The sequence below is a fragment of the Wolbachia endosymbiont (group B) of Parapoynx stratiotata genome (genome assembly GCF_947250635.1).
In the GTDB taxonomy this organism is placed as follows: Bacteria; Pseudomonadota; Alphaproteobacteria; order Rickettsiales; family Anaplasmataceae; genus Wolbachia.
In genome coordinates, this window is sequence record NZ_OX366335.1 from 260971 (window position 1) to 285645 (window position 24675).

22 protein-coding genes and 1 other RNA gene are annotated in these 24675 nt (G+C 34.2%); 8 read left to right on the plus strand and 15 right to left on the minus strand.

Translation table 11 applies throughout. From position 1 onward, the window contains the following. Positions 1-13 precede the first annotated feature (13 nt). The gene (locus OOT12_RS01230) at positions 14-877 is read right to left on the minus strand and encodes an ankyrin repeat domain-containing protein (RefSeq protein WP_264685307.1); all 864 of its coding nucleotides are present in this window, start codon (positions 875-877) and stop codon (positions 14-16) included. A gap of 575 nt (positions 878-1452) precedes the next feature. Here OOT12_RS01230 and OOT12_RS01235 point away from each other — a divergent pair. Beyond that, a complete protein-coding gene (locus tag OOT12_RS01235; protein WP_264685308.1) occupies positions 1453-3762 on the plus strand; it encodes a hypothetical protein in 2310 nt (769 codons plus the stop codon). A 157-nt stretch (positions 3763-3919) separates the two neighbouring features. After that, an RNA gene (gene rnpB / locus OOT12_RS01240) (RNase P RNA component class A) lies at positions 3920-4269 on the plus strand. Here the strand turns inward: rnpB and OOT12_RS01245 are convergent. Together OOT12_RS01245 and OOT12_RS01250 are read right to left on the minus strand one after the other, a co-directional pair. Next, positions 4258-4398 carry a hypothetical protein gene (locus tag OOT12_RS01245; protein WP_264375005.1) on the minus strand — a complete coding sequence of 47 codons (141 nt, stop codon included), beginning with the start codon at positions 4396-4398 and terminating at the stop codon, positions 4258-4260. The two genes, rnpB and OOT12_RS01245, sit on opposite strands and share 12 nt — an antisense overlap. Before the next feature lie 226 nt (positions 4399-4624). Beyond that, positions 4625-5395 carry a response regulator transcription factor gene (locus OOT12_RS01250; protein WP_010406882.1) on the minus strand — a complete coding sequence of 257 codons (771 nt, stop codon included), beginning with the start codon at positions 5393-5395 and terminating at the stop codon, positions 4625-4627. Positions 5396-5718: 323 nt separating this feature from the next. Between OOT12_RS01250 and OOT12_RS01255 the strand changes: the two genes are divergently transcribed. From OOT12_RS01255 to OOT12_RS01270, 4 genes are all read left to right on the plus strand, one after another. Further along, on the plus strand, positions 5719-6696 hold the full coding sequence (locus OOT12_RS01255) for an NAD(P)H-dependent glycerol-3-phosphate dehydrogenase (RefSeq protein ID WP_264375004.1): 978 nt from the start codon (positions 5719-5721) through the stop codon (positions 6694-6696). A 76-nt stretch (positions 6697-6772) separates the two neighbouring features. Then, the gene (locus OOT12_RS01260) at positions 6773-7198 is read left to right on the plus strand and encodes a phosphatidylglycerophosphatase A family protein (RefSeq protein WP_010406878.1); all 426 of its coding nucleotides are present in this window, start codon (positions 6773-6775) and stop codon (positions 7196-7198) included. After that, positions 7188-7979: a GNAT family N-acetyltransferase gene (locus OOT12_RS01265; RefSeq protein WP_064085647.1), complete on the plus strand. Its 792-nt coding sequence runs from the start codon at positions 7188-7190 to the stop codon at positions 7977-7979. Before OOT12_RS01260 ends, OOT12_RS01265 begins: the two co-directional genes overlap by 11 nt. Positions 7980-8014: 35 nt before the next feature. After that, on the plus strand, positions 8015-9151 hold the full coding sequence (locus OOT12_RS01270) for a hypothetical protein (protein ID WP_007302010.1): 1137 nt from the start codon (positions 8015-8017) through the stop codon (positions 9149-9151). A 3-nt stretch (positions 9152-9154) separates the two neighbouring features. Here OOT12_RS01270 and OOT12_RS01275 read toward each other — a convergent pair whose 3' ends face one another. From OOT12_RS01275 to OOT12_RS01305, 7 genes are all read right to left on the minus strand, one after another. After that, positions 9155-9943: a succinate dehydrogenase iron-sulfur subunit gene (locus OOT12_RS01275; RefSeq protein ID WP_007302009.1), complete on the minus strand. Its 789-nt coding sequence runs from the start codon at positions 9941-9943 to the stop codon at positions 9155-9157. Between the two features lie 54 nt (positions 9944-9997). Beyond that, positions 9998-10456 carry an rRNA maturation RNase YbeY gene (ybeY, locus tag OOT12_RS01280; RefSeq protein WP_015587883.1) on the minus strand — a complete coding sequence of 153 codons (459 nt, stop codon included), beginning with the start codon at positions 10454-10456 and terminating at the stop codon, positions 9998-10000. A gap of 330 nt (positions 10457-10786) precedes the next feature. Then, the gene (locus OOT12_RS01285; RefSeq protein WP_064085650.1) at positions 10787-11185 is read right to left on the minus strand and encodes an EVE domain-containing protein; all 399 of its coding nucleotides are present in this window, start codon (positions 11183-11185) and stop codon (positions 10787-10789) included. Beyond that, a complete protein-coding gene (ftsZ, locus tag OOT12_RS01290; RefSeq protein ID WP_012481860.1) occupies positions 11185-12369 on the minus strand; it encodes a cell division protein FtsZ in 1185 nt (394 codons plus the stop codon). Before ftsZ ends, OOT12_RS01285 begins: the two co-directional genes overlap by 1 nt. 234 nt (positions 12370-12603) lie before the next feature. Further along, positions 12604-13164 (minus strand): hypothetical protein, encoded by a 561-nt coding sequence (locus tag OOT12_RS01295; protein ID WP_264375003.1) that lies wholly within the window; start codon positions 13162-13164, stop codon positions 12604-12606. A 77-nt stretch (positions 13165-13241) separates the two neighbouring features. Continuing rightward, positions 13242-14708 (minus strand): YifB family Mg chelatase-like AAA ATPase, encoded by a 1467-nt coding sequence (locus OOT12_RS01300; protein WP_264685309.1) that lies wholly within the window; start codon positions 14706-14708, stop codon positions 13242-13244. Next, positions 14638-16269 (minus strand): recombinase family protein, encoded by a 1632-nt coding sequence (locus OOT12_RS01305; RefSeq protein ID WP_264685310.1) that lies wholly within the window; start codon positions 16267-16269, stop codon positions 14638-14640. The genes OOT12_RS01300 and OOT12_RS01305 overlap by 71 nt, the downstream gene beginning before the upstream one ends. 318 nt (positions 16270-16587) lie before the next feature. Here OOT12_RS01305 and OOT12_RS01310 point away from each other — a divergent pair, with 318 nt between their 5' ends. Continuing rightward, a complete protein-coding gene (locus OOT12_RS01310) occupies positions 16588-17784 on the plus strand; it encodes a hypothetical protein (RefSeq protein WP_264685311.1) in 1197 nt (398 codons plus the stop codon). Then, positions 17750-18859, plus strand: a complete 1110-nt coding sequence (locus OOT12_RS01315; RefSeq protein WP_264376326.1) for a hypothetical protein — start codon at positions 17750-17752, stop codon at positions 18857-18859. The genes OOT12_RS01310 and OOT12_RS01315 overlap by 35 nt, the downstream gene beginning before the upstream one ends. A gap of 12 nt (positions 18860-18871) precedes the next feature. Here the strand turns inward: OOT12_RS01315 and OOT12_RS01320 are convergent, their stop codons facing one another. From OOT12_RS01320 to OOT12_RS01340, 5 genes are read right to left on the minus strand one after another with little or no spacing between them, the layout of a single operon-like run. Further along, a complete protein-coding gene (locus tag OOT12_RS01320) occupies positions 18872-20887 on the minus strand; it encodes an AAA family ATPase (protein ID WP_264685312.1) in 2016 nt (671 codons plus the stop codon). Between the two features lie 22 nt (positions 20888-20909). Beyond that, entirely contained in the window at positions 20910-22136 is a 1227-nt protein-coding gene (locus tag OOT12_RS01325; protein WP_264685313.1) for an AAA family ATPase, read from the minus strand. Next, positions 22133-22621 carry a hypothetical protein gene (locus OOT12_RS01330; protein WP_264685314.1) on the minus strand — a complete coding sequence of 163 codons (489 nt, stop codon included), beginning with the start codon at positions 22619-22621 and terminating at the stop codon, positions 22133-22135. The genes OOT12_RS01325 and OOT12_RS01330 overlap by 4 nt, the downstream gene beginning before the upstream one ends. 23 nt (positions 22622-22644) lie before the next feature. Next, positions 22645-23442 (minus strand): ATP-binding protein, encoded by a 798-nt coding sequence (locus OOT12_RS01335; protein ID WP_077188248.1) that lies wholly within the window; start codon positions 23440-23442, stop codon positions 22645-22647. 51 nt (positions 23443-23493) lie between these two features. Continuing rightward, positions 23494-23985 carry an RNA polymerase sigma factor gene (locus OOT12_RS01340; RefSeq protein WP_077188249.1) on the minus strand — a complete coding sequence of 164 codons (492 nt, stop codon included), beginning with the start codon at positions 23983-23985 and terminating at the stop codon, positions 23494-23496. Between the last annotated feature and the right edge of the window lie 690 nt (positions 23986-24675).

A 24675-nucleotide genomic window follows, 5' to 3' on the forward strand; every position in this document is an offset into this window, starting at 1 on the left:
TTCCCAAAATCATCTAAGAATTCTTGTAGATCTTCAACAACTTTCTTCTCAAGCCCCCCTGTCTCTTAGTTAAAACGTAACCTGAACCATCTTCGAACCAGTCTTTTGTTTCCATTATAGAGCGTAACTTATCACTCAACTTCTCTCGCTTATAAGTCACAAAGTACTTTTCAATATGTTCATGATGATTATCACGTGCAACTTGCAGAGGAGTTTTTCCTTGTTTATCACTTTGATCAGAAATAGCTCCTTTCTCTAAGAGTAAAACTACGCCTTCAGAACAACCAACACTAGCAACATGATGCAAAGGCGTTTTTTTTTCATTATCTTCTGCATTAAGGTCAGCTCCCTTTTCTAAGAGAGCAGCTATACTATAAGGTCCAGTAGCATAGTGTAATGGTGTCCTTCCTTTATCATTCTTGATATTAGGGTCAGCTCCTGCTTCTAAAAGCAAACTTACGGCACAATCATATTGTTTTCTTGCCCAAGCCATACTTGATATTATGTGCAATATCGTCAAACTAGACTCTCCCCTTTCACAATTAAGAACGGTTTTTAGATCTTGATTATCTTTATTATTTAATAAAAACTTTTGAAGTTGTCGGTAACTATCTCCTGCACTCAAAGATCTCATTGCACTAAAAATAGATAGCAATTCCTCATCTAACTCTTCTTGACTGTCTGTCAACTCAGTTGTAACAAGCCACGCACACATTAAATTATCAAACGAGCCTTTTGTAGCTTCAGCAATATCTACCAAATGACGCCTATCAGGAAACATGAATAAACTTTTAATCAATTCATATTCATAATCCTGTTGTAGCTCGTTTTCTATTCTACTTTCCTTATTAGAATCTTGCCCAGTAACTTCTGGCATATTTACTCCTCACTTTATAAAACCGAATGTAATTATAACAAATAAAGCTAATGCAAGCTAGCTTTCTACTACTTCTTGTATAGTTATATCACTAACACGTAGCGGGATTATAAACATTAAGAAATTAACTAGATGGAAAAAAGGCAAAAGAATCCCCTAGTAGTGAGTTTTAATAATGGAAATTGGCGTTGTAATAATGTGCTAACAAGCGCGATTTGGCTGAATGTAGAAAAAATAAAAAAAGTCGCTATAATTTTATGTAATTTGCCAATAAATATCTGAGTTTTTTTACTGAATTTTCTTGTTAAATCTGCAGAGATTAAAAACAAGGATAAATACTCTTACTGTCATGATAAGGAAGTTGGGACAATTTGTAAAGGAATTTCTGTTGTCAACAAGCTGCTAAATTTATTATATGGTTTCAAAGGAAACATATTGTCTATGGGAAATCTGGGTTTATTAGCGTATTATCTTAGAGTACTTAAAAATTAATTTCTTAATTTTAGTTAAAATTTTATTGACGTTACATATAGAAATAATCATAATAGCGTTTTATTAAAATTTTAAATATAATTATGTCTATATTAAGTAGATTATTTAGAGTTAATACAACTATACTGAAAGTTAAAGAAGCGATAGGTTTTAACCCAGTAAACGTAGGGTTGATTGAAGGAAATGGAGTTACTTATGGACTCAGCTATCAAGATAACGGCAATGGAAGCAGTAGAGTAAAGTTACTTATTAGTCCATTATATCAATCGAAAACATACGAGTGTGATACATGTGTCAACGTAGCAAATGAATTCAAGGGCCAATTATCTCCCACACTAATAGAAAATCCAGCTGAAATAGATAAAGTTGGAGTTATCTTTCCTACAGAAGAAACTAACAAAGAAAGAAAGTGCATCAAAGGCTTAACATTCAACACTTACGAAATCAAGCATTCAACTAATGCTCCCTTAGTTGAATACGTAGGAAAAGTAAAATTATACAAGAACATTGATATAAATAATCTTGCAAATGAAGACAATAGTTACTTTTTACCAAAAGCAGTAAAAGTTGATCATGGTAATATTGTTGTAATTGCTCATAACTTAAAGGATCAAGCTTTAGTTTCTTGGTACTTAGAATTAAAAGTAGATGGAAAGTTCAGAGTTTTACCTGGAGCAAACGGCATCATAGAAAGAAAATTATTCAAATTTGATAATCCAGGGCAATTGGCATTAGATGAAAATACGATGCTTTATGCACAGATGAGCAAAGAGATTATTGGGAAGCCAGAAGCAAGAACAAATATTTTTAAGTTCGATATGGCTAAAGTGGTTAAGGATCTAAAAAGTGGAAAGAAAGATGAATGTTTGCTTAAGAAAAATTGTCAAATAGATAGAGCATCATTTATTATCTCTAGTCCAGAAAAAATAAATTTTCTACAGTATGTGAAACGAACTGAAGGAGATGACCAGATTGCTTTTCTTGCAAAAAAACAATCTTCTAATACGCAAGAATTGCATTTAGCAAGTCTTGTTAAGAGTAGATCAAAATTGAACTTTCCTATTTGTGAATGTGAGGATCCTATAGAACAATTGTATGTTAAAGACAATGGCCAGGGAGGTTTTATCGTCACTGCGGTAAGTGGAGAAAGTATCATAACTTTTAATAGAGAGAGCTCTGGAAAATCTTCTGAAGCAACGATAATACCGACAAGCAGTATCAAAGCTCTCAGTGATTTTGTTAATATCATTAACGGTCGATTGACGTCTAGTATTATTTCCAGCAGTACTGTGGCTCCTATAACTACTGCGAAAACAGTTATAACTTCTAAAGAGGGGTCAACTGCTGCAATTACCGATATAAAAATAACTGAAGCTTTGAAGACTACTAAATTGACAACAGAAGCATCAACTATTATTGTACCAACTTCCACAATGAGTAAACCTTCAACAAAGTCAACAACTCAAGCAAGTACAGTAACAGTGGAGCCAACAACAGTAGCAAAAACAACTACTACTTCACAAGCAACCACGATTACTGCAACGTCAACTAATGTACCTTCGGAAACTGAAACAAGTACTGTAAAACCTACAGCAGCAACTGTTGCGTCAACTTCTACGATGAATAAACCTTCAACGACTCAAACAAGCACAGTAACAATGGAGCCAACAACAGTAGCAAAAATAACTACTACTTCACAAGCGACCACGGTTGCTACAACGTCAACCAGTGTGCCTTCGGAAACTGAAACAAGTACTGTAAAATCTACAGCAGCGACTGTTGAGTCAACTTTTACAGCAAGCAGTACTACGATTAGTAGGCCTTTAACAGAATTAACAACTAAAGTAAGTACGGCATCAGAATCAACAACAGTAGCTGAAACTATTGCGACCTCACAAGCGACTATGATTACTACAATGTCAACTAATGTGACAACAACAAACTCAGAGGCAACTATACAAACAGTATCCACTATATCAAATACTGGAACAAAGGTAACAACTCCTCTGTTCACTACAACTTTACTTCCTCAAACTACTCCTTCACCACAGCCCGCTCAGCTTGCTATAGAGTCTAATAGGGCAGGAATGATAGGTGGGTCTTTGGTTGGAGCGATAATAAGTATTGCTGGAATTATAGGATTCATAGCATACAAATATGTTAAGGGTCGTAATTCTGCCCCTGTGTTAGAACTAACTAATTTCAATGATAGAAGGCGATCATCTTCAAGTGGCAATAGCGATGAAGAAATTTTTATCGCTAATAACAGAATGAGACATATATCTATGCGAACTATGGATCAATCTGAAACAGTGCTAAACAGTATATCGGTGGAGAGTAGTAGTCGGTCAAGAAGTAGCTCATCGTCTTCAAGCGGTGGACCAGGATCTTGACTGACTGAGCTAGAGTCTAAAAGTGAAAAAAGCTTATCTTGGGATAGCGATGATGTACCGGAATATCACCTTTAGCTATTTGTCTGAATGTTTTTAGTATGTAGACTGTTAGGAAATTTTCTTTTGCTTTTGTGATTTTAATGTTAAAGTATAATTTCTAGGTGAAATAAGTAGCTGCTGTTGTGTGATAAACACAGCAGAGGAAAGTCCGAGCTCCAAGAAAAGTTAGTGACGGGTAACGCCCGCCGGAGGTAACTCCAGTTATAGGGCTACAGAAAATTACCGCCTAAAATATTATTAGGCAAGGGTGAAAAGGTGTGGTAAGAGCGCACCATAACAATGGCAACATTGGTAGTCAAGTAACCAACACTAGGAGCAAGATTAAATAGAAGTAGATTTTATGTTTTTCTCATATCTACTCGGGTAAATCGCATGAAGTAAATGGTAACATTTACTCCAGATAAATAGCTACATAAACAGAACTCGGCTTATATTTCACCTAGGCAATGCATGAATGTCAGCCATACTATGTAAATGTATCAAATATTTCACATATCCTGTACGCTCAATTTGACTACCTATATTCCTTTTACTTCTTGGCTTATCTCTTTTTTTATTTCCTTTTGAACTTAACAAAGCTTGAATTTTAACCGAGCTTTTCCTTTAACTCGTCATTCTCTATCTCTAAAGCCTTACTTTCTTACCTATAACTTTTTAGCTCCGCTTCCAACTTTTCTATTTTTTGCTGCAAGTCTTTGTAAAGTTCTAAAAGACTAACCATGTTACCTCACTTTTACGATTGGTTTTTATCTTATTTCATCTACCTATTTTGTTGCTTCAATGAATGGGTGAATAAAGCATTTCATGCGTTGTCCTTCACTTGTTCTGCTTGATAGTCACTACTGCTTTCGCTTATATTAACACTAGAGTATTCTTCATCGTCAACATACTCTTTTAGAACATATCCTCTACCCCAAACGGTTTCTATGTGGCTTATTCCATCATTTGCACTTTCAAGTTTTTTACGTAATTTACACATAAAAACATCAACTATTTTGTTGTCTGAAGGTTCGTCCAAGCCATTGTAAAGATGGTTTAAAAACATTTCTTTTGTCAACACTGCTCCTTTACGCAATGCCAGCAATTCTATCATGGAATACTCTTTGTTAGTAAGGTGAACTGTTTTGCCTTTTACCTCAACAATCCTGTGATCAAAATTGATATTCATATTACCAATCTTTATCACTGATTCGGGATGGCCTTTAGTACGTCGGACTATGGCCTTAATTCGAGCTAATAATTCGCTCTTGTGAAATGGCTTGGTTAAGTAATCGTCGGCACCATACCCAAGTCCTTTAGCTTTATGGTTGGCAGCGGAGATACACGAAAGTATTAAAACAGGAACTTTGATTTTTGCACTTCTTAATCTTAACAGTATATCATATCCATCAATATCACCAGGCAGGTGTATATCTAGAATAACTAGATCGTAACAGTCTCCACCCGAGGAAACCATATTATTGTTATAATCTTGTGCAGAAGTAACAACGTCGCAAAAATGTCCATCAGAAGTTAAGGCATTAACTACAGTCCTTGCACTTACTTGATCATCTTCAATTAATAATATACGCATATTTTACACCCCATAAATAATTTATAATTTTAGTAATATATATAACCAAGGAAAGTAACAAATCAAATTTTTATTAATGAATAATAGAAATTACACTTATTAATTAATAGTTAATGTGTCGTTCCAAAATTATACAAATAGATCTAAAATACAATAGATATACTATAATAATACTATTTTTAGTAAATATTGAATAGAAGCTATTTTTATTAAAAGAATACTTAGGTTAATAGATATTTAAACTATTTTATACTTTTATGTTATATTTTTAATTTACTTATTCTACAGTTTTAAATTATAAGTAATACTTTCAGGAATATTGAGTGGTAATATCAGTTTTAGGTGCTGGCGCATGGGGTACAGCAATTGCGATTTCATTAAGTGGTAAGAAAAATGTAATTTTGTGGACTCGCAATAAGGCCATATTTGAATCAATTAAAGAGAAAAGAGAAAGTGACAAGCTACCTGATTGTCCAATTTCTGATAATGTATCAGTAAAATTAGCTATTGAAGATGCAGTGAATGCTTCAGTAATAATTCTAGCTGTTCCCACTCAGTCTCTAAGGGAGATATGTCATCAATTGAATGATTGTAACCTAAAAAAAAATGTAGCAATAATTTTGGCTTGTAAGGGAATAGAAAAATCTACATTAAAATTACCTAGTGAAGTAGTCAATGAAGTTTTACCTAATAATCCTCTTGCTGTTTTTTCTGGTCCTAGCTTTGCTATAGAAGTTGCAAGAAAATTACCATATTCGATGGTTCTTGCATGTCAAAATGAAGTATTAGGTTTAAAATTAGTATCAGAGCTACAGCAAGAAAATATTAAATTGTACCTTAGTAGCGATGTTATAGGAATACAGGTTTGTGCAGCGTTAAAGAATGTTTTTGCTATAGCATGTGGGGTTGTTCTAGGTAGGTTTGGGTTTAATGCTCATGCAGCATTAATTACGAAAAGTATGAGTGAAATTAAGGCTTTATACTCAGCAAAAGTTGGTGACGGCAATGTAGATATAAATACACTACTTGGACCAGCATGCTTAGGCGATTTGGTTATGACATGCACATCATTAAATTCAAGAAATCTATCTTTTGGATCTAAAGTAGCTAATAGTAATGGTTCTAGTGCTCAGCAGATTTTATCAGAAGGTAAGTCGGTAATTGAAGGTTTTAACACTGCTAAGTCTGCATTTGATTTAGCAGAAAAGCTAAAGATAAAAATGCCCATATGTGAAGCGATCTATAGATTGCTATATGAAAATACTTCTATAGAAGATACTATTTCTGTTCTTGTAAATTAGTTTTATATTTCGGTATATTGTGAAGTTTTTATATAAATTAATATCAACATGGTGGCTATCTGGCACGGTAAAACACATGCCAGGTACTATAGGCAGCTTGGCTGCTTACCCAATTGTTCCTATATTACTCAATGACAGAATTTTAGGTACAGCAATTATTTTTTTTTTATTCTTAGTTGGATTATGGTCTACAGGCAATTATATACAACATTACAAAGCTCCGCATGATCCAAAAGAGGTAGTAATTGATGAAGTAGTTGGTCAATTGCTGACAGTACTTCTAGTTTCAATATTATTAGAACAAGAAATGAATAGCTCTGTATTGTTGGTGTGCTTTTTCTCCTTTAGGTTTTTTGATATAATAAAAGTGTGGCCTATAAATTTGATTGATAAAAATACAAAAGGTCCTTTAGGTATTATGCTAGATGATGTTGTAGCTGCAATTTTAGCCTTTGTTTTTATAGGAGCCTTTTATTGTTTATTGTTGGTTTATGCAGAATAAAAAAATTTGTTATTCAAGCTTAATTATTCAGAACCTAAAGGATTATATACTTTATGCAACGAATTTGTCCAAGTGGGAAATACATGACGAATTTGATAATGTTATATTTACAGTAAATGGTACCAGAGAATCGTTATTTAATTTTGTGTTTTGTGAAGATCAATGTACTGAGCTTTCCATATGCAGAACTCTAGATTATCTCAAAGCACGAAATATAGAAGCAACATGGATAATAAGTCCACGTATAAAAATAGGGGGTATTTTAGAAAAATGCGAAATAAAACACGTTAGCACACCAAAAAAAGTTTTACTCAATATAAAAGATTATTTTTTGCCTGATGATGCTGTTCCAAATTTGAAGTTCAATGTTGTAAATAGTAGTGAGCTCTTAGAGCAATTAGATTTACACACTTCTAAAATTTTTTATCATAGAATTAGTATTGTTAGCACATTTTTTCGCCAATTATCGAATTATGATGATAAGAGCTCAAGGTTAAGATTTTTTCTTGTAATGCTAAATAACGAAATTGTTGGAACATGCGGTCTTTATATTCAAGACAGCATAGCTGGTTTTTATAGCGATGGAGTTTTACCAATTTACAGGGGTCGTGGAATAGGAACTCAAATGGTTCTAGAAAGAATAAAGATAGCTAGGCAATTTGAGTGCAAATACATAGTAGCACATTGCATGAAACCTTCTGTAAACCTTTATAAGAGATTAGGCTTTAGGGTATTGGGCAATCTTCACTTATATACCTCTTCAGTACAATCTCTTTGCTGAGAGGTTACAAATTTTTATATTTGTTTTAGAATACTATGTTTTTTTTGTATGAAATAGTTTTACTACTAATTCTAGTATTCTTCTTTTTCTCATATTCTAAATTAAAAATTAGTAATAAAATTAAGGACTTACAACATCAAAATGTTATCATAAATAATTTAATAGATACTGTGAATGATGGATTTTATATTTGGGACGCAAAAAAACGTATAGAAAAATTTTCTCCCAATTTACTAATTTTGCTTAATACTGTTTTTTATTCATTTAATGAGTTTGTAAATTTTTTTGAGCAATCAGAAAGCTTAATTAAAAGTTTTGCTGAGGCAAAGGAAATAAATAAATCTTTTACTCTAGATTTAAAGTCAAAAGACAGTGAGGTTTATTGCACATGTTATGGTAAAAGCATAATAGATTATTCTAATAATGTGATTGGTGTGTTGTTATGGATAAGGAATATCTCCGATTATAAGATAAAAGCTAATGAACTTGAGTTAGAAAATAGTAAGCTTATGCGAGAATTGGAGAGCTATAAAAAAATTTTTGACTCTTTACCATTTCCAATACTGAAGCACAATAAGAATAAAAAAGTAAGGTTTTATAACTTATTTTATGATAAATATATAGGCAGCTCTAAAAAATTTACTGTTGCGAGTGGCTCCTATAACGTAAAACCAGGAGAGTGTGTAATAACTTACAAGAACGAACCTAAGGTTTTTAATTTTGTTGAAGTTCCAGTGCAAAATTCTAATAGCATAGTAATGTATGGAAAAGATATTAGTGATGAAAAAAAATTACATACTGAGCTAAGCAATTGTTTAGCTGCACAAGAAAGTTTGCTTGAGAAGCTATCGATTGCTGTAGCGATATATAGTAAGAATCAAAAGCTAAAATTTTATAATAATGCTTTTATAAAAACTTTTCAGTTTGATCCAAAATTTTTGGAGTCTTATCCAACTTATCACGAGATTATGCTTCACCTATTTGAATCTAAAAAGCTTTTAGGAAAAAAGGATTTTCAAACTATTAATAATCAAAGACATGAGTTGTTCAAAAGATTACTGGAATCATATGGTGAAACAATACATTTCATGAATGGAAGAACGTTTAGAGTATTAACAATACCCTATGCTTCAGAGGGTCTACTATTTTCTTACGAAGAGTGCCAGAAATAACACTCAAATTCCTTCTCTCTCTACCATAAGCTGTTTTACTTTCGCTATCGCTTTTGCTGGGTTAAGCCCTTTCGGGCAGGTTTTTGTACAATTCATTATTGTATGACAACGATACAACTTAAATGGGTCGTTTAAAGAAGCAAGTCTTTCTTCTTTCTTATTATCACGACTGTCAGCAATCCATCTATAAGCTTGCAGTAATATCGCTGGCCCTAAAAATTTATCACCATTCCACCAATAGCTTGGGCAACCAGTCGAACAGCAAGCACATAGTATACAATCAGACAGACCATCCAATTTTTTTCTATCTTCAGGAGATTGAAAGTATTCTTTATTTTGTAAGGCAGATTTATCTGTTTGTAACCAAGGTTTAATCGATTTGTATTGCTCATAAAATTGGCTTAGATCTGGAACTAGATCCTTTACTATATACATATGAGGTAGTGGATATATTTTTACTTCACCTTTTATATCATGTATAGATTTAGTGCATGCAAGAGTGTTGGTACCATCAATATTCATTGCACAAGATCCGCATATTCCTTCTCTACAAGAGCGTCTAAAAGTTAAGGTTGAATCTATTTCATCCTTTATTTTTATTAATACATCAAGTACCATAGGGCCACAATTATCCATATCGATAAAAAATGTGTCTATTCTTGGATTTTTATCATCATCAGCAGACCAACGATAAATTTGAAATCTTCTAATATTTTTTGCTCCAGTAGGAGTAGGATAAATCTTGCCCTTTTTATTAACTTTAGAATTTTTTGGTAAAGAAAACTGAACCATATTGCTTACCTTTTACAGCTAAAACCCCTTTTTTGTAAATAACATATTTTGGTATTATCTACCATACTTTTCCTTTTCAAATTCAAGCAAAGCTAAAATCTTGCTCTCTAAACTTTTCATTATAATTTCTTCATCTTCTTTTTGATGATCATAGCCAAGTAAATGCAGCAATCCATGAACTAACATGTGTGCAGTGTGAGTGAGGATAGATATACAGTACTCATGAGACTCTCTTTCTATTGTATCTACTGCAATTGCTATGTCTCCTAGATCACATTCACTAGATAACTGTTCGCATGGAAATGATAGTACATTAGTTGGCTTATCTATTTCTCTAAACTTAAGATTAAGTTGATGTAGCAAGTTATCATCAGCGAGAGCTATTGATATATTTGGTTTATAATGATCTATTTTTAATTCTTTTAGAGAAGCATTAATAATATTTAATACAAAACTCTGTGGGTCCTTCGTAATACTATGCCACCTCTTATCAAGAATATTTACTTCTAACATGAATAAAGCACCAGAAAGGACATTATCCCATCACTTGACATTGGAACCCAAAAAAGAAGAATTATAGACCATCGTATCATACACATAACTATACGAATATTGTACACTAGAAGTATGTCATCCCAGTCTGGGATCCAGGAATTCTGATTAGACATTAGGTGAGTGAATATAAAAGCTATATTAAAACACAACATTTTTAATGTGGTTGCATTACAGCTGGATTCCAGTGTCAAGCACTGCTTTGTGTTTGATGAAAAATCGGCTACTTCGAAACAAACACTCATACAGCTGTATGTTGTGTGCTGAGGTAATATTGTTTGGCAACAGGTATTACACATCACTCATCCTTATTATTTCATTCCACTCAGTCTCTAAAACTGGAGAAACTGATAAACGTGATTGTTTTAATATAACCATATTTTTCAAAAGTGGGTTTTGTTTTATACTGTTTAACGTCACTTGGTTACTTAAAGGTTTCAAAAATTTTACATTCACTAGTCCAAATTTGGAATTATAAACATGATAATACTCCTTTAATACTTCAACTATTCCAAGTATAACTCTCTCTTTACCTGTATGATAAAAAAATGCAAGATCGCCTAATTTCATAGCTCTCATGTAATTTTGAGCTTGATAATTGCATACACCATTCCACTGCGTCACCTGCTCCTTTCCCATTTTTTGCCACGAGTATTCGCTTGGCTCTGACTTGAGTAGCCAAAATTGCATTATTTTTTTCTTCTTAAATAAGCTGGTATATCATAAACATTGCTACCCCACTTAACTCTTTCGTTTGTTTGCTCAGTTGAAGCATATTCTTTTGTTTCTAATATTGGAATTTGATTATAAGGCCATTTAAAATTTTTTTCCTCTGCTGGGATCTTGTTTTGATTAACAGATGAATTGTCGTTACAGCTATCAATGCCAGTTGCAAGAACAGAAACTCTAACTCTTCCCTCCATCGCCTGATCAAAAGTGGCACCAAATATTATATTTGCATTTTCATCCACTTCTTCACGTACTCTATTTGCTGCAGAATCAACCTCAAATAGAGTCATATCTCCACCACCAGTAATATTAATCAATATTCCTTGTGCACCTTTCATTGATACATTATCAAGTAATGGATTAGATATCGCAGCCTCTGCAGCACTAATTGCCCTATCTTCTCCTTCTGCCTCTCCAGTACCAATCATTGCTTTACCCATCTCACTCATTACTGTTTCTATATCAGCAAAATCAAGATTAATCAGTCCTGGCATGATCATCAAATCAGTTACTCCTCTTATGCCAATATGTAGAACATTATCGGCGAGTTGAAATGCGTCAGCAAATGTAGTTTTCTCGTTAGCAATTCTAAATAAATTTTGATTGGGAATGACAATAAGTGTATCTACGTATTTTTGCAACTCTTCAAGTCCAAGCTCTGCAATGCGCATACGTCGCACACCTTCAAAACCGAACGGCTTAGTTACAACTCCAACAGTCAGTATCTTTTTTTCTTTTGCTCCTTTATCTTTAACTACCGCTCTTGCTTCTCTTGCTGCTTTTGCAATTACCGGTGCAGCACCTGTTCCAGTACCACCACCCATACCTGCTGTGATAAAGAGCATATGGCTATCTTTTATATGCTCCATAATCTCATCAATTGATTCTTCTGCTGCACCTTTACCAACATCAGGTAAAGCACCAGCACCAAGACCCTTAGTTAAGTTGATACCAAGTTGAATTTTTTTATCACACAATGACTTCTCTAACGCTTGAGCATCGGTATTTGCTACGACAAAATTTACCCCTTGCAAATTGGATTGGATCATGTTGTTTACAGCATTTCCGCCAGCACCACCCACTCCCACAACGGTAATCCTTGGGTGTAATACAGGTAGCTCTGGTAAACTAAGGTCGATTGACATTTAAATTTTACTCAAATATTAGTGAATTCACTTGATAACAAGTTACTGCTTTTTTAACAATATGCAAACATTTTTCATTTTGACATACGCAAACAGTAAACAAGATTTACTTATTCTTAACATTGTTAATCAGTAGGTATAATAATTGCAGGCTTTCAAACAGTACTACTTAGAATGCAAAAAAAAATTGTGAAAAAGGGATAGAAGCCTATCCCTTTGCTTTGTCAAAGTTACTTAGAGAATGCTTTTTGCTCCCCCAACTGCTGAGACAACAGTCTCAAAGAATTTTGTACGGACAGTTTCATCACCACTAAATTCTAGCTTATCACCATTAGCTTTAGGCTTATTATCACCTTCTTTTACACAAGCATTAAGTACACCTTGCTTTACTTCCTCAATTTGACTTGCCTTATTATTGTTTTTATATGCAAGCACAGGTGCAGTTATTAAAGCTGCTACTGCAGCAAGAACTACTAAACTAGCAACAAGTGGATGAGCAACTGCAAATGCAGACATTGCAGTAATCGCAGGACTAACGAGTGTTGCAGCTTTTGTTCCAACTGTACCAACAAAAGTTGCATAAGCTGGACTTAAGAAATAAGCAGCCGTAAGCGCCACCACTGAAAGTGTAACAAGAGCAATTGCACCTGTTCTCCCTTTATTATTCATAGCATATTGACCAGCTCCACTAGCAGCACCTAGAATTCCCCAGTATGCTTCAGCTTCTTTGTATCCTTGTGTAATAGCATAAGGAAGGCCATTCCCATTCTGATATTTATATTGTGTCCATTTCATAACTCTACTCCTAAAATATTAAAATTTCACTAATGGTAGTATATGGCAAAAAAAAGCTGCCCGTCAAGTAAATTAATTTATTTATACATTCTTATTCTGTAATTCAGCGCTTCTGAGATGTGTGCTCTTTTTATTTCCTCACTTTTCGCAAGATCTGCAATGGTTCTTGCGACTCTTAATACACGTGTATAGCCTCGATTGGAAATGTAATTTTCTTTCAGTACGTATTTTAGCAATTCTAACCCTTCCTGATCTGGTTCAGTGAATTTATTTAATGCTTCACCACTGACTTCTGCATTGCAACGAATATTAAATTTACTATAACGCTCAGTTTGAATTTTTCTCGCTGCTATCACCCTTCCTCTTATAACCTCGGTACTTTCTCCCTCCACAGAGATTTCAGGAGAAAGTATGCTAACGTTTGGCATTTCAATGCATATGTCTATTCTATCAAGCAATGGTCCTGATATTTTGTTTTTGTAATCTGTGCCGCATTTTGGAGCTTTGTTGCACGATCTACTTGCATCACCTAAGTAACCGCACCTGCAGGGATTCATTGCAGCTATAAGTTGAAAATTAGCTGGATAAGTAATGTGAGCATTTGCACGTGCAATAGTAACTTTTCTATCTTCAAGTGGTTGACGTAGAGAATCAAGCACAAGCCTTGGAAATTCAGGTAGCTCATCAAGAAATAACACACCATTGTGAGCCATGGTGATTTCCCCAGGCTTTGCATTTTTCCCTCCTCCTATCATCGCTGACATCGAGCATGAGTGATGAGGTTCACGAAAGGGACGAGTTACTTTAAATGTTTCGTTACCGGCTTTTGTTATGCTAGAGATAATATTAACATCAATCATCTCCTGCTCAGTCAAATCAGGTAATAGCCCTATAAATCGCTTAGCAAGCATTGATTTTCCAGTACCAGGAGGTCCAACAAGGAGCATATTGTGTCCACCTGCTGCTGCAATTTCAGCTGCTCTTTTTGCAACAACTTGACCTTTAATATCCTTTATATCTGGAACTGAATTTTTTTCTTTGGGTGCAGCGCTATAGTTAAAAGTTACCGGCTGAATTAACTGCTCACCCTTAAAATGTCTGATAATATCGGTTAATTTCTCTATAGCCAGAATAGAAACATTCTTTACCCATGAAGCTTCTACTCCATTTCCCCTTGGGCAAATTACTCCTTTATTTGCCTGTTTTGCATTGATTGCTGTTGGAAGTACTCCTGAGATTGGTATGACTCTGCTGTCTAGTGCAAGCTCGCCCATAATTATATAAGACTGAACTTTTTCAACTGGTATCACATTCATTACAACAAGTAATCCAACAGCAATAGCTAAGTCATAATGACTACCTTCTTTAAGCAAATCCGCAGGGGAAAGATTAACCGTAATCCTTTTTGGAGGTAACAGAAGATTGATTGAATTTAACGCTGCTCTGATGCGCTCTTTAGATTCTGCAACAGTTTTATCCGGCAGTCCAACAATATTGACTGCTAGTACAACATTGCATAATTCTATTATGGCTATTTTGATCAAAATTTGCAAGATTTTTTATGCGAAATACTATATACAAGTGATTGTGATTGATTTCAATTTGATGAATTAACATTCTAATAATATTTTGCTTAGTCTGCCAATCCACTTGATCAAGCTTTGATTCAACACTTGAGGAAAAGTTTTTCAAGCTATCTGTAACAAGGCTCAATTCTTGTTGTAGTTTTTTTTGATCAAGCGTTCTTTCTTTCTCTTCTTCAATTTCTTTCAAATGCTGTTTCATTGTTGTGATTCTTGGTTCAAATTCTTCTTGGCTTATAAACCCTTTAGCATAGCTATCAATAAATTTTTTGATACTTAATCTTAACTTACTTTCTTGCTTTTCACGTGTTTGATTATGTAAAGGTTTTTTGTTCTCTGATAATCTACGTTGATATTCATTTGCAATCCTATCTGGCTCTTTCAAGATACTCTTGACTTCTTCCCATATAACTCCATCTAATATATCAGTGCGTATTGATTTATTATCGCAGATTTTATTGCCATTGAATTTGCTAGAGTTTGTACCAGAGCAACGATAGTAATAATATGTCGACTTTTTATGAACGTGGTTTGTACCACAATAAGTATATTGACAACGTTGACATACCATTAAACCTTGCAATAAATATGTTTCTCTTCTTTGTCGTACTCTTGCTCTTTGCCTATTTTCAGTTAGTTGTGCCTGCACTGAATCAAATAAATGCTCATTGATTATTTTTGGTACTGGAATATAAGTCCAATTCTCTTTATCACTATTAAAGCGACCACTTTTAAGTTTACCACAAGTTCCTTTTTTTGATTTTTTTACTTGTGGTTTTGAGCATGTCCTAGTTTTACCATAAGCTGCTTGTCCTATATAAGCAGGATTTTTTAACATGTTCCAAATAGTGCTCCTTTTCCAATACCTTTTTCCTGTTCGTGTTATTACCGGTATCTTATTCAGTTCATGTACAACTTCTCCTATACTTGCTCTTTCTTGGCCAACCCGACTAAATATTTTACGCACTATATTTGCCTCTTCTTCATCAACCTCAAATTGAGCACTTCCTTCACCTACATGTTTTGCTATGTAGCGATAACCGTAAGGCGCCCTACCCATCACACTTATACACCCAGCTTTGGCCGCATGAAGTTTACCTCTACGGTTTCGTTCCATAATCTTTGCACGTTCATACTCTGCTATTGCTCCCTGAATCTGTAGAAATAAATGGGAATCCGGATTATCATCAAACTTATGATTCAAAAATACTATTTCAGATCCAGCCTTTTTAAACTCTTCGAGTAAGATCATTTGATATGAAAATTTACGTGATAGCCGATCAGGTGAATGAATATATATCTTATCAATCTTACCTTCTGCTACTCTATCACGTAAATTTTCTAAGCCAGGACGTTCTAAATTTGATCCACTATAACCATTATCGACAAACTTATGCTCATCTAATAACTCATGTCCATCACTACCAATGCGACGCTCCAATTCTACAATCTGACTCTCTATCGTATTCTCCTGTGCCTGTTGTCTTGATGAAACTCTTGCATACAAGCTTACGGTTGTCATTTTCTTCTACCTCCTTTGTTTTACATTTCAATAATTGTTCATAAGCATCTGCTAGATATGTATCTGCCAATCGATTAGGCTTATAACCCCAATAAATAGCCAACTCTCCTTTTTGCATGTTCTTCTTCCTGTGAATTTTTTTATAGGTTAGGAGACTTCTATTAAACTAAACCAATGCACACCTTATGTCTCGTTTAAGAAAGCTATCTAGTTCACACAAATTCTCCCTAATAAATATACAAGATTTGAAGAAATTATGTCCAAAAAATCTTTGCCTAAATCATCATATTATGTATAACATGGCTTATTTAATATGTTATGGAGATTTATCCAAGTCATAAATTCTGGGAGAGCGACTTAGAAGTTCCTGTTAACCTTTTATTAGATCGTTTTCAGGATTCTAATATACGTCAGTCTTGGTTAGATTCCCTTTCTGGTAAACAACTGAGCATTATTTTTCAGCATTGCTTTAAAAATCATTTAAATGGACAACTTTTTCAAGACGGAGACTACGATGATAGATCCACTCAACAAAAACGTAAGATACTTGCCAGTTACTCTGACTCTCTTTTTAACTATTATCTCATTAGCTACTTTGATCGTACGAAACTTGAAGCTACAGTCAGTGAAGTAGCAAGATTTGCCCTCACTCAAGAGTTAATGAGATCGTACCTGATAAAAAATAATACTAAGTATGATAAAAGATCCTTGTTATTTTTACTGTTTCACATAAATTGTGAACTTCTAAAATCTGTCTATCACTTTGATAAAGTACAAAAGAGAGGTTTCGTATCATTTGCTCTACAGAAATCACCAAGACAAATAAACACTTCATTCAAGGAATTTATGTCACAAGAAGCTGTAGAGCAGATACTGAAGTTTGAAAACCAATTGCAGGGTTTTTTCCATCATCAAGATCGGATATATATGTTTGTACGTCGAGGAAGTGACATGGATTTACTGCTTAATTCAAACAAAGTTGTTCATGGCCATAAACCTGAGTGGATGATTTTAGATTTTTCGATTGATGGTACAAAGGTTAATCTCTGTGCTAAAAATACCAATAAAGCTGTGGAAATAGCAAATAGCATTGTAAGTGGGTATTTTGACTGCGAATGTACTTTTGTAAATATACAAGATAAGAACTTTCCACTACAAGTGCACAAATTTCTTCAAGCATGTATAGATGGTTCTGACTCTGACATTTGTATATTTGAGTTAAATTTTAAGTCAGATTATTTTAAAAATAGTAATACATATCTTACTTTAAGTGTAAAACCGTATGATCCTATTGCACCAGAGTTACATATTTTAAAGCCAGCTATTGGCAACATACTACAATCTATTCAATCAGCTAAAGTAATGTTCCAAAACAAAAAGGTAACATTTTCTTTCAAAATAAGTGGGGAAGTTTATTATTCAGAGCATCCACTCAATAAAAAAGAAAGAGAGAACCTGAAGAAACATATGGAACAATCTTATGGTCTTAAAATTCTTTCACGAGCAAATTGCTGATCTTTTAAGTTCAAATGGTTCCTGGATTAATCCAAGCCAAAATCATATTAAAGCAGCAAGATACTTATTCGATCTTGGATTGATAAAAATGCAAGAAAGGTATTATATTGTTTGCTCTCGTGAAGAAGATCATCTTGATTGGCCAAATGTAATTGATTCAAGTTGTAGCAATGAGATTTTTATCGATTCAGACTTTGATGAAGCATGTGATGACGCTATTTGTGAAAACTGTTCTCGTCATATTCTGCCTAATACTTATCAAAAACAGAGATTTCATCTCTTATCCATATACTTAAATACAGAAAAGGTCATAGACTGGTTTGAAACAAAGTTGAATGATTCAAAACTTATGTGGGAAAAAGTGGAAAAAGGAGTTTATTATATTTGTAATCAAGGTCGTATTGTAAATCTAATAATCCTTGATTTTTGTACTGATGCGATATTTTTAACTATAGATAAACTTAGAGTCCACCCTACAGTTCTCATCACTCTAAAAAAAGATATACCAAATCTATTACTGAATCTATATGTAGTGCCAATGGTGAAACTGTTTTGTCAGCTTAAGACTGTAACTGAGATATTCCGAGAGGCAGCTAAAAGAGGAGTAGCAAAGGTAGTAGAAAATACTTCTTTGCAAGTTTTACCAGCTTCATATATTTCGCTTAAACGTGTTGAACCAATTATACCAACAAAGCTTTTGGAGTTACAGGTAGTTAAAGGTATGGTATATGTTAATAGTATTGAAGTTATAAATAAAAAAGCTGCATCATGTCTTAATATTTTTCGAATATTATTTAGGCAATTTTTACATGACTGTGAGAAAGAATTACCACCTGAAAAACATACACTTCTCAATATTAATCAGTTAGAAAAACTCTTGGGACTTAGTTTAGAAGCAGATTTAGAACAACAAATCAGAAAGCCATTAAATAAGATGCAAAGAACAATCAAATCTACACTTGCTGAGAAATTAGGATTAAGTATTGAACGTGATGATGTAATACAAACCCTTGGTTGGCAAAGATCATCATATGGTTATCGTATTAACCCTTTTACTTTGACTATAAAAAAATAGAATTTCCTGATTTTAAAAATTTTCAGCTCCATGAGTAAATTTTCCAACTCCACGTGCAAATGGTCCTGTTTTTACATCAAGCCATTTATCTTCTTTTGAACCATTAGCCATTCCTTTAACTATTTGCTTTGCTTGTAAAAGCTCTTGCACTATACGCTCTAGTCTATCCCTTCCCATACTATGAAAAACTTCAGGCAATCTATGTCGTTGTTTATGTATTCCTGCACTTCCTGTATGAGTAAATGGATGTCCTGAAATAGCAGCTCGCGCAATTGAATCAATAAGATATATTTTAAGATCTTTATCGCTAATATTTTGAGCTTTTAATTGTTCAGTAATGTCTTCCAATAGCCCTGTTTCTTCATTTCTTAGGTAAGTGCGTATGGTACGATCAGCCAGGCCATTTGCCTTAACAACAGCTCCATAAAATAGTGCATTTTGTCTTGGGATTTTTCCAATTGACCTAAAAATCATTGGTTTAGTCATATCTTCAACAGGCCAAAAAGCAAAAGAACACCTGACTCCATTTACGAGAGCAGAAGTACCTCGAATAGCATCTCGTGCTTGCTCTACTGTTGATATAGGCTTTTCTCCCTTCAGCTTTCTCATATGATGTGCAGTAATTATTGAAGCTCCAGTGCTACATGCTAAATCAGATAATAAACACATGAGATAATCCCCTACTGCTGGGTCAGCATTTAAATCTGCATGAATGAAAGAAGCAAGGGGATCAAATATAATGAGCTTTAAATCCTTTATTCTGCTCAGCTGCTTCATTACCAACTCAAATTCTGGAGATATTTCTACAACTTTACCGCGAACATTCTTAAGTATGGTAAATGATCCTCCTATATTTGGCAATGGTACAATAAATAGCCTATCTTTATATTTTAATCTCTCACATTTTGGATCAAGTCGTTCTAAGCGACGATGTATTTCATTTGTATCATCCTCTGCGGAAAATACCACCACAGACCCATGTTCAGTAACAGGTGGGCCAAATCCACACACCTGGTCTATGCTACTTGCAACCTTGAGGGCTAGGTCAAGAAGAAGCATACCTTTGCCTGTATCTCCCATTGCAGCCAAAATGGAGGTTACACCCAAAGGAAATAATCCTTCAACCAAGAATCTTTGCTTTGGTACTGGGCCTACAAAACGCTCTACGCTCCAGCTAAAAATATCAAGTGGTGGTTTAATAATTATTTTTCTTGAGTTTTTTTCGATAAATTCTTCAATATTTATTCCCTCTAACAGACAATCAGCAGCATCCCAACTCTTTGGTTTATTCGGTGGAATCTTAAGCGTAGCAAGTGATGCAACACCAAGTTCTAAAAGTCTCTTTTCAGCGTTTTTGGTATATTTATTACCTGCTTCATCGTTGTCTGGCCAAATAATAATATGCTTGCCCTTAAGCGGAGTCCAATCTGTTTTATCAATAGGCGCATTTGCTCCAAACATTGCTGTTGTTGCAGTTATTCCTTTCTCTATAAGTGCTTCTGCGCATTTTTCTCCTTCAACCAGAACAACCTTATCAGATTTTAAAATACCTGGAATGTTGTAGAGTGGCCTTATTTCTGGCTCTTTGAATCTTTGTTTTTTAACATCAAATGGTTTAAACTGTTTTTTCTCTAAAGGAGGATCATAACGGTAGACTATTACAATCAATTGGTTATTTTCATCGTAGTAGTTCCAACTACAAGTTAAGTATTGTTCTAAATTTCTCTGTTCTTTGAAGTTAGTTTTTCCAAGCCATTCACTTATTGAGAGCATTACTTCAGGAAACTCTATTCTCGCATTCTTCCCGTGTACCGTTGCCCAAAGATCAATAATGTCACCACCTTCTCCAGTTGCAAAATCTTTCCATAATCCGGCTCTTTCGCCTGTTAACTCTATTACAGTACTTTTGCCCTTGTTACCCTGTACATCACCTACATAAAACTTATCACCACGAAATGTCCCTCTTGGTAAAAGATGAAAAAGACAAGATCTGATGTTTTGCAAAAGCTGAGTTTTTAGCTCTAGCATAGTGTCGGTTTTTGTGGATAAATTAAGCCGTAGCTATAACTTTAGAGTTCTGCCAACGCCCATTTACTCTGCTAATGAATTTTGCTGGTATTGATTTACCGTTTCTTAGCTCATATACTACTTGCAAGACATTTGCACGTTTATTTGGTTGAAACATTACCATACCAGATGTATAAAAACTTCTTAAAGCATTAGCACCAATTAAAGCTTGAAAAGGACTTTTTGCGAGTGTAGCTGTGGATACTTTTCTGGTATGACGTGTAATAATGATTCCAGCCATAGGATTAATTACAGAACGTAGTTTTTCTACTCTGCTTTGCAGGCCAGAAAACATATTTTCATAGTCAAGAGAATCCAAAACGATAAGATCTATCGTTTTAAATTTTTCTCCTATTATATCTTTTATTCTCTCTATACCTTCATCATTTAAAGTTAATCTCATCTTTGTAGTAACAATCAAGTTTTCCTCTGCTAGATTTGGCAGCCTTTGATTAGTTATGATTTGTTGTATGCGTTCCCTGATATAATTGTACTCCATCTCATTTTGCAGATAGATTATTTTTAGTGGCCTTGCTGACTTCATCTTAAGAAACGACACTCCTGCTGCAAGATGTGCAAGCAAAGAGAGAAGAAAATAACTTTTGCCAACCTTTGGCGTACCACCAATGACTAAAAGACCACCTGGAGTGAGAATTCGTGGAGTTATTATATCTTCTGGTATTGGTGATTGATCACTTAAGTACTGCTTTACAGAAAATATTTTTTCTTCTCTTTTCCGCCCTTTTTTTTCTCCACTCTTTGATTTTTTATTGAGCCACTTTCTAGCAGAATATATATCACCCTTAATTAAAATCCAAAGATCAATAATATCACCACCAGTTCCTTCAGTAAAATTACGCCAATCACCAGCTTCCTTACCTACTATTTTAACTGTAATTGTATTTCCATTTAAGTCTCCAATATAAGTTTTTTCTCGGTAAAACTCACCATTTGGAAGTAGGTAAGAAACACACTCCTTGATATTATCAATCAATAACATCTTTAACTCTTTTTGCTTTTTAGACATAAAATTCCCATACATATTTTTCATACGTGTAAAGTTGAGATTAGCTAGCTCACAAACAGTTTCAAAAGATTTTGAATTCAGCCAATTAATTGCTTCTTCTCTTAGCTTTGGGTTTTTTCCTACTGCGTCCTGAATACCTCTAGTAACGACAGCAGACCAAAGCTTTTCCTCGTCGTACTTCAAAATGGTACTCTGTCAATTTCATAATTTTTGCGGTATTCTGGAGTAACTACCGAGGCAATTTTGTTCTTCTCTCCATATTCATCAGTTATAACACCTACCTTTACTGTAAACTCTAAGCCATTTAATTCTGCAACTGAATTTAACTTACGAGCAAGGATTGCATTTTCTGAGTTATCATGTGGATGAATGTCACGTGCCGATTCCAAGATACTGCGAAGCATAGAACGACCCATTTCTCCCCAAGTATCTTCTGCTTTACTACTTTTAATACCAATTATTTGATAAATTTTGTGCTTTGCGTATGGGCCTTCAATAACGGTAAATTCTGTATTTAAATAAATGCTACCGGTAGTGGGGCTTTTAGTAAACCAATGCTCATAACCTCCAGGCTTGATTGTCATTTTTACCTTTACTATTGTACCTTTTGGCATCAATCTACTTTGCGGTTTTACAGTGTTAAAATCAGTTAATAGGTTTTGTAACATATATCACTCTCCATATTTAAATTTTAAAACTTGCTTTTAATCTTTGTAAGCAGCTTGCCTAAATGCGGTTCTTCAACCATACTCAGGCGTCCACTGCGGTCTTTAGCTGGGTATCCCCAAGGGTTTAAAGTGTGGCAAACAAAAGAGCGTTTCTCCGTTCCATCATCTCTCTTGATTCCAACCATACTGATTACTTCATCAACTATTCCAGGAATCTCACTAGCAGTTTTAGTCCCTTCGCATTGAGGTAGCCAAATTGGACGATTGAAATCATCGAGATATTGACCTAAAGTGCCAACTATGATGATGTCTTTGTCTCTGATGTGTTGAAATTGATTGAGCCAAGCCATCATTTCCTGAGCAAGTAATCCATATGCAGCTCTCATGTCCTGTTTTCCCGATCTCTCAGAAAAAGCCTCAGGTTGCATTTTTGCCCATAATAGACATAAACGTGAAGCAACGGTTATACTATCTACAAAGATGCATCGGTATTTAGAAAACTCAGGGAAAAGATCTTTGTACTTACCAGATACATGTTCATGGTGTCTTTGGCTATATGCTTGATCATACTTCAGCGCAGGATTAGGCCCCCCTATAAGACAAGCAATATCTCTAGCTTCATTCCAAGTGCGAAGACTAATTGAATCTCCTTGCCAATCTTGAACAGCAAGAAGCCCTGCTTCAAAATCAAGGCAAAGTGTTGGTTCATCTACGGTCTTTAGGAGACTTGTTTTACCAATACCATAAGGACCAAAGATGACCATTTTTACAGTTGATATTGTTTGCAATCTTTCATTATTATTCAAAATTTTAAGAACCATTATTTATCCATGCTACGATGTATATATATACAAGAAAGGCAAAAATTTTGTTCAATTTTTCTTTTTGCCTTCGTAGTAAATGGGAGAAAGTTTGGCACGTATCTTCTTGATAATATTGTTTAAAGTGGTTCTTGAAACGTTGTTCATTTTGGCAACTTCATGTAAGTTAAAAAATTTAAGTTGCTCACATATATTTTGCCATTCCTTTGGTAAAACCGAGATCATATAGTCTACATCAATGCGTTTTGTTATTTCACCCTCAAGTAGCTCTGTTACATCGATACTAATATAGTTATTGATATCGCGTTTTGCACATCGCTGTTTCTTTAACAGGTTAATAGCTTTATTTTCAGTTAATCTTGCTACAAAGGTGTTAAAGCTACTTTTATCTTCATCATACTGATCAAGGCATGGCCAAATTTCACAGAAGAGTTCTTGCTCAAGGTCTTCGTTATTCTCATCAATAAAGCACTTAGCAAGTTTTAGTCTATAGGCTTGGTATTTTACGTTTTTAACAATTATAGCTATATTTTTTAATTTCATGGTTTTCCCTAAAACAAATTAATGCTTTAAGGATGGGAGTTATTAATGCCCTTATGTAGGACAGGAGCAAAAATAAATAATACTGATGCGATTTTTAATCTATTGATATTCTGTTATTTTTTTTTGAGAATAATACCGGTGCAATTTAAAATAATACAGTTCAGGTTTTTAGAACCTATTTTGAATGGATTTCAAAGAATGGGTAGCTCAGGCTTCCTAAAGTTATATTAAAAATATATAAGAATTTCATATTTTGAAATTCAATATCACCAATTTTTAAGAAGGAAAAATGTGCTCTCTATGATCTTAAGTTCCGTTCCTAATTACTGGCTTCCTAAATCAGGAATTAGGAATCAGGAATCTAGAATTAGCCTGTATGGAGGGTTTTCACCATGCGTTCCTAAAACCGTTCCTAGGAACGGCATATCTGAAGTCCGCCAATATGGAGGATTCTAGCTTCCTAAAGCCCTTATATATAATATATATATATAATACATATATAAAAATATACACATATATAAAAACATATAAAATATAAGATTAGAATAATAAGAAAACCTCTAAAAGTAGAAAAATCATGTTTGGGATAAGTAAGGTTTTCAAATTCGAGAAAAATTTTTCAAAAATTGAAGATTTTTTGGACGAAAATTTTTCCAATCTTGTATATATATGTAACCAACAATTGAAAGG

Coding starts and splice junctions, on each gene's coding strand:
- OOT12_RS01340 (WP_077188249.1), bottom strand. CDS start 23,985: ATGAAATTAAAAAATATAGCTATAATTGTTAAAAACGTAAAATACCAA.
- OOT12_RS01315 (WP_264376326.1), top strand. CDS start 17,750: ATGGTCTTAAAATTCTTTCACGAGCAAATTGCTGATCTTTTAAGTTCA.
- OOT12_RS01230 (WP_264685307.1), bottom strand. CDS start 877: ATGCCAGAAGTTACTGGGCAAGATTCTAATAAGGAAAGTAGAATAGAA.
- OOT12_RS01305 (WP_264685310.1), bottom strand. CDS start 16,269: ATGACAACCGTAAGCTTGTATGCAAGAGTTTCATCAAGACAACAGGCA.
- OOT12_RS01250 (WP_010406882.1), bottom strand. CDS start 5,395: ATGCGTATATTATTAATTGAAGATGATCAAGTAAGTGCAAGGACTGTA.
- OOT12_RS01310 (WP_264685311.1), top strand. CDS start 16,588: ATGGAGATTTATCCAAGTCATAAATTCTGGGAGAGCGACTTAGAAGTT.
- OOT12_RS01270 (WP_007302010.1), top strand. CDS start 8,015: ATGTTTTTTTTGTATGAAATAGTTTTACTACTAATTCTAGTATTCTTC.
- OOT12_RS01235 (WP_264685308.1), top strand. CDS start 1,453: ATGTCTATATTAAGTAGATTATTTAGAGTTAATACAACTATACTGAAA.
- OOT12_RS01260 (WP_010406878.1), top strand. CDS start 6,773: ATGCCAGGTACTATAGGCAGCTTGGCTGCTTACCCAATTGTTCCTATA.
- OOT12_RS01330 (WP_264685314.1), bottom strand. CDS start 22,621: ATGTTACAAAACCTATTAACTGATTTTAACACTGTAAAACCGCAAAGT.
- OOT12_RS01265 (WP_064085647.1), top strand. CDS start 7,188: ATGCAGAATAAAAAAATTTGTTATTCAAGCTTAATTATTCAGAACCTA.
- OOT12_RS01320 (WP_264685312.1), bottom strand. CDS start 20,887: ATGCTAGAGCTAAAAACTCAGCTTTTGCAAAACATCAGATCTTGTCTT.
- ybeY (WP_015587883.1), bottom strand. CDS start 10,456: ATGTTAGAAGTAAATATTCTTGATAAGAGGTGGCATAGTATTACGAAG.
- OOT12_RS01295 (WP_264375003.1), bottom strand. CDS start 13,164: ATGAAATGGACACAATATAAATATCAGAATGGGAATGGCCTTCCTTAT.
- ftsZ (WP_012481860.1), bottom strand. CDS start 12,369: ATGTCAATCGACCTTAGTTTACCAGAGCTACCTGTATTACACCCAAGG.
- OOT12_RS01335 (WP_077188248.1), bottom strand. CDS start 23,442: ATGGTTCTTAAAATTTTGAATAATAATGAAAGATTGCAAACAATATCA.
- OOT12_RS01275 (WP_007302009.1), bottom strand. CDS start 9,943: ATGGTTCAGTTTTCTTTACCAAAAAATTCTAAAGTTAATAAAAAGGGC.
- OOT12_RS01285 (WP_064085650.1), bottom strand. CDS start 11,185: ATGCAATTTTGGCTACTCAAGTCAGAGCCAAGCGAATACTCGTGGCAA.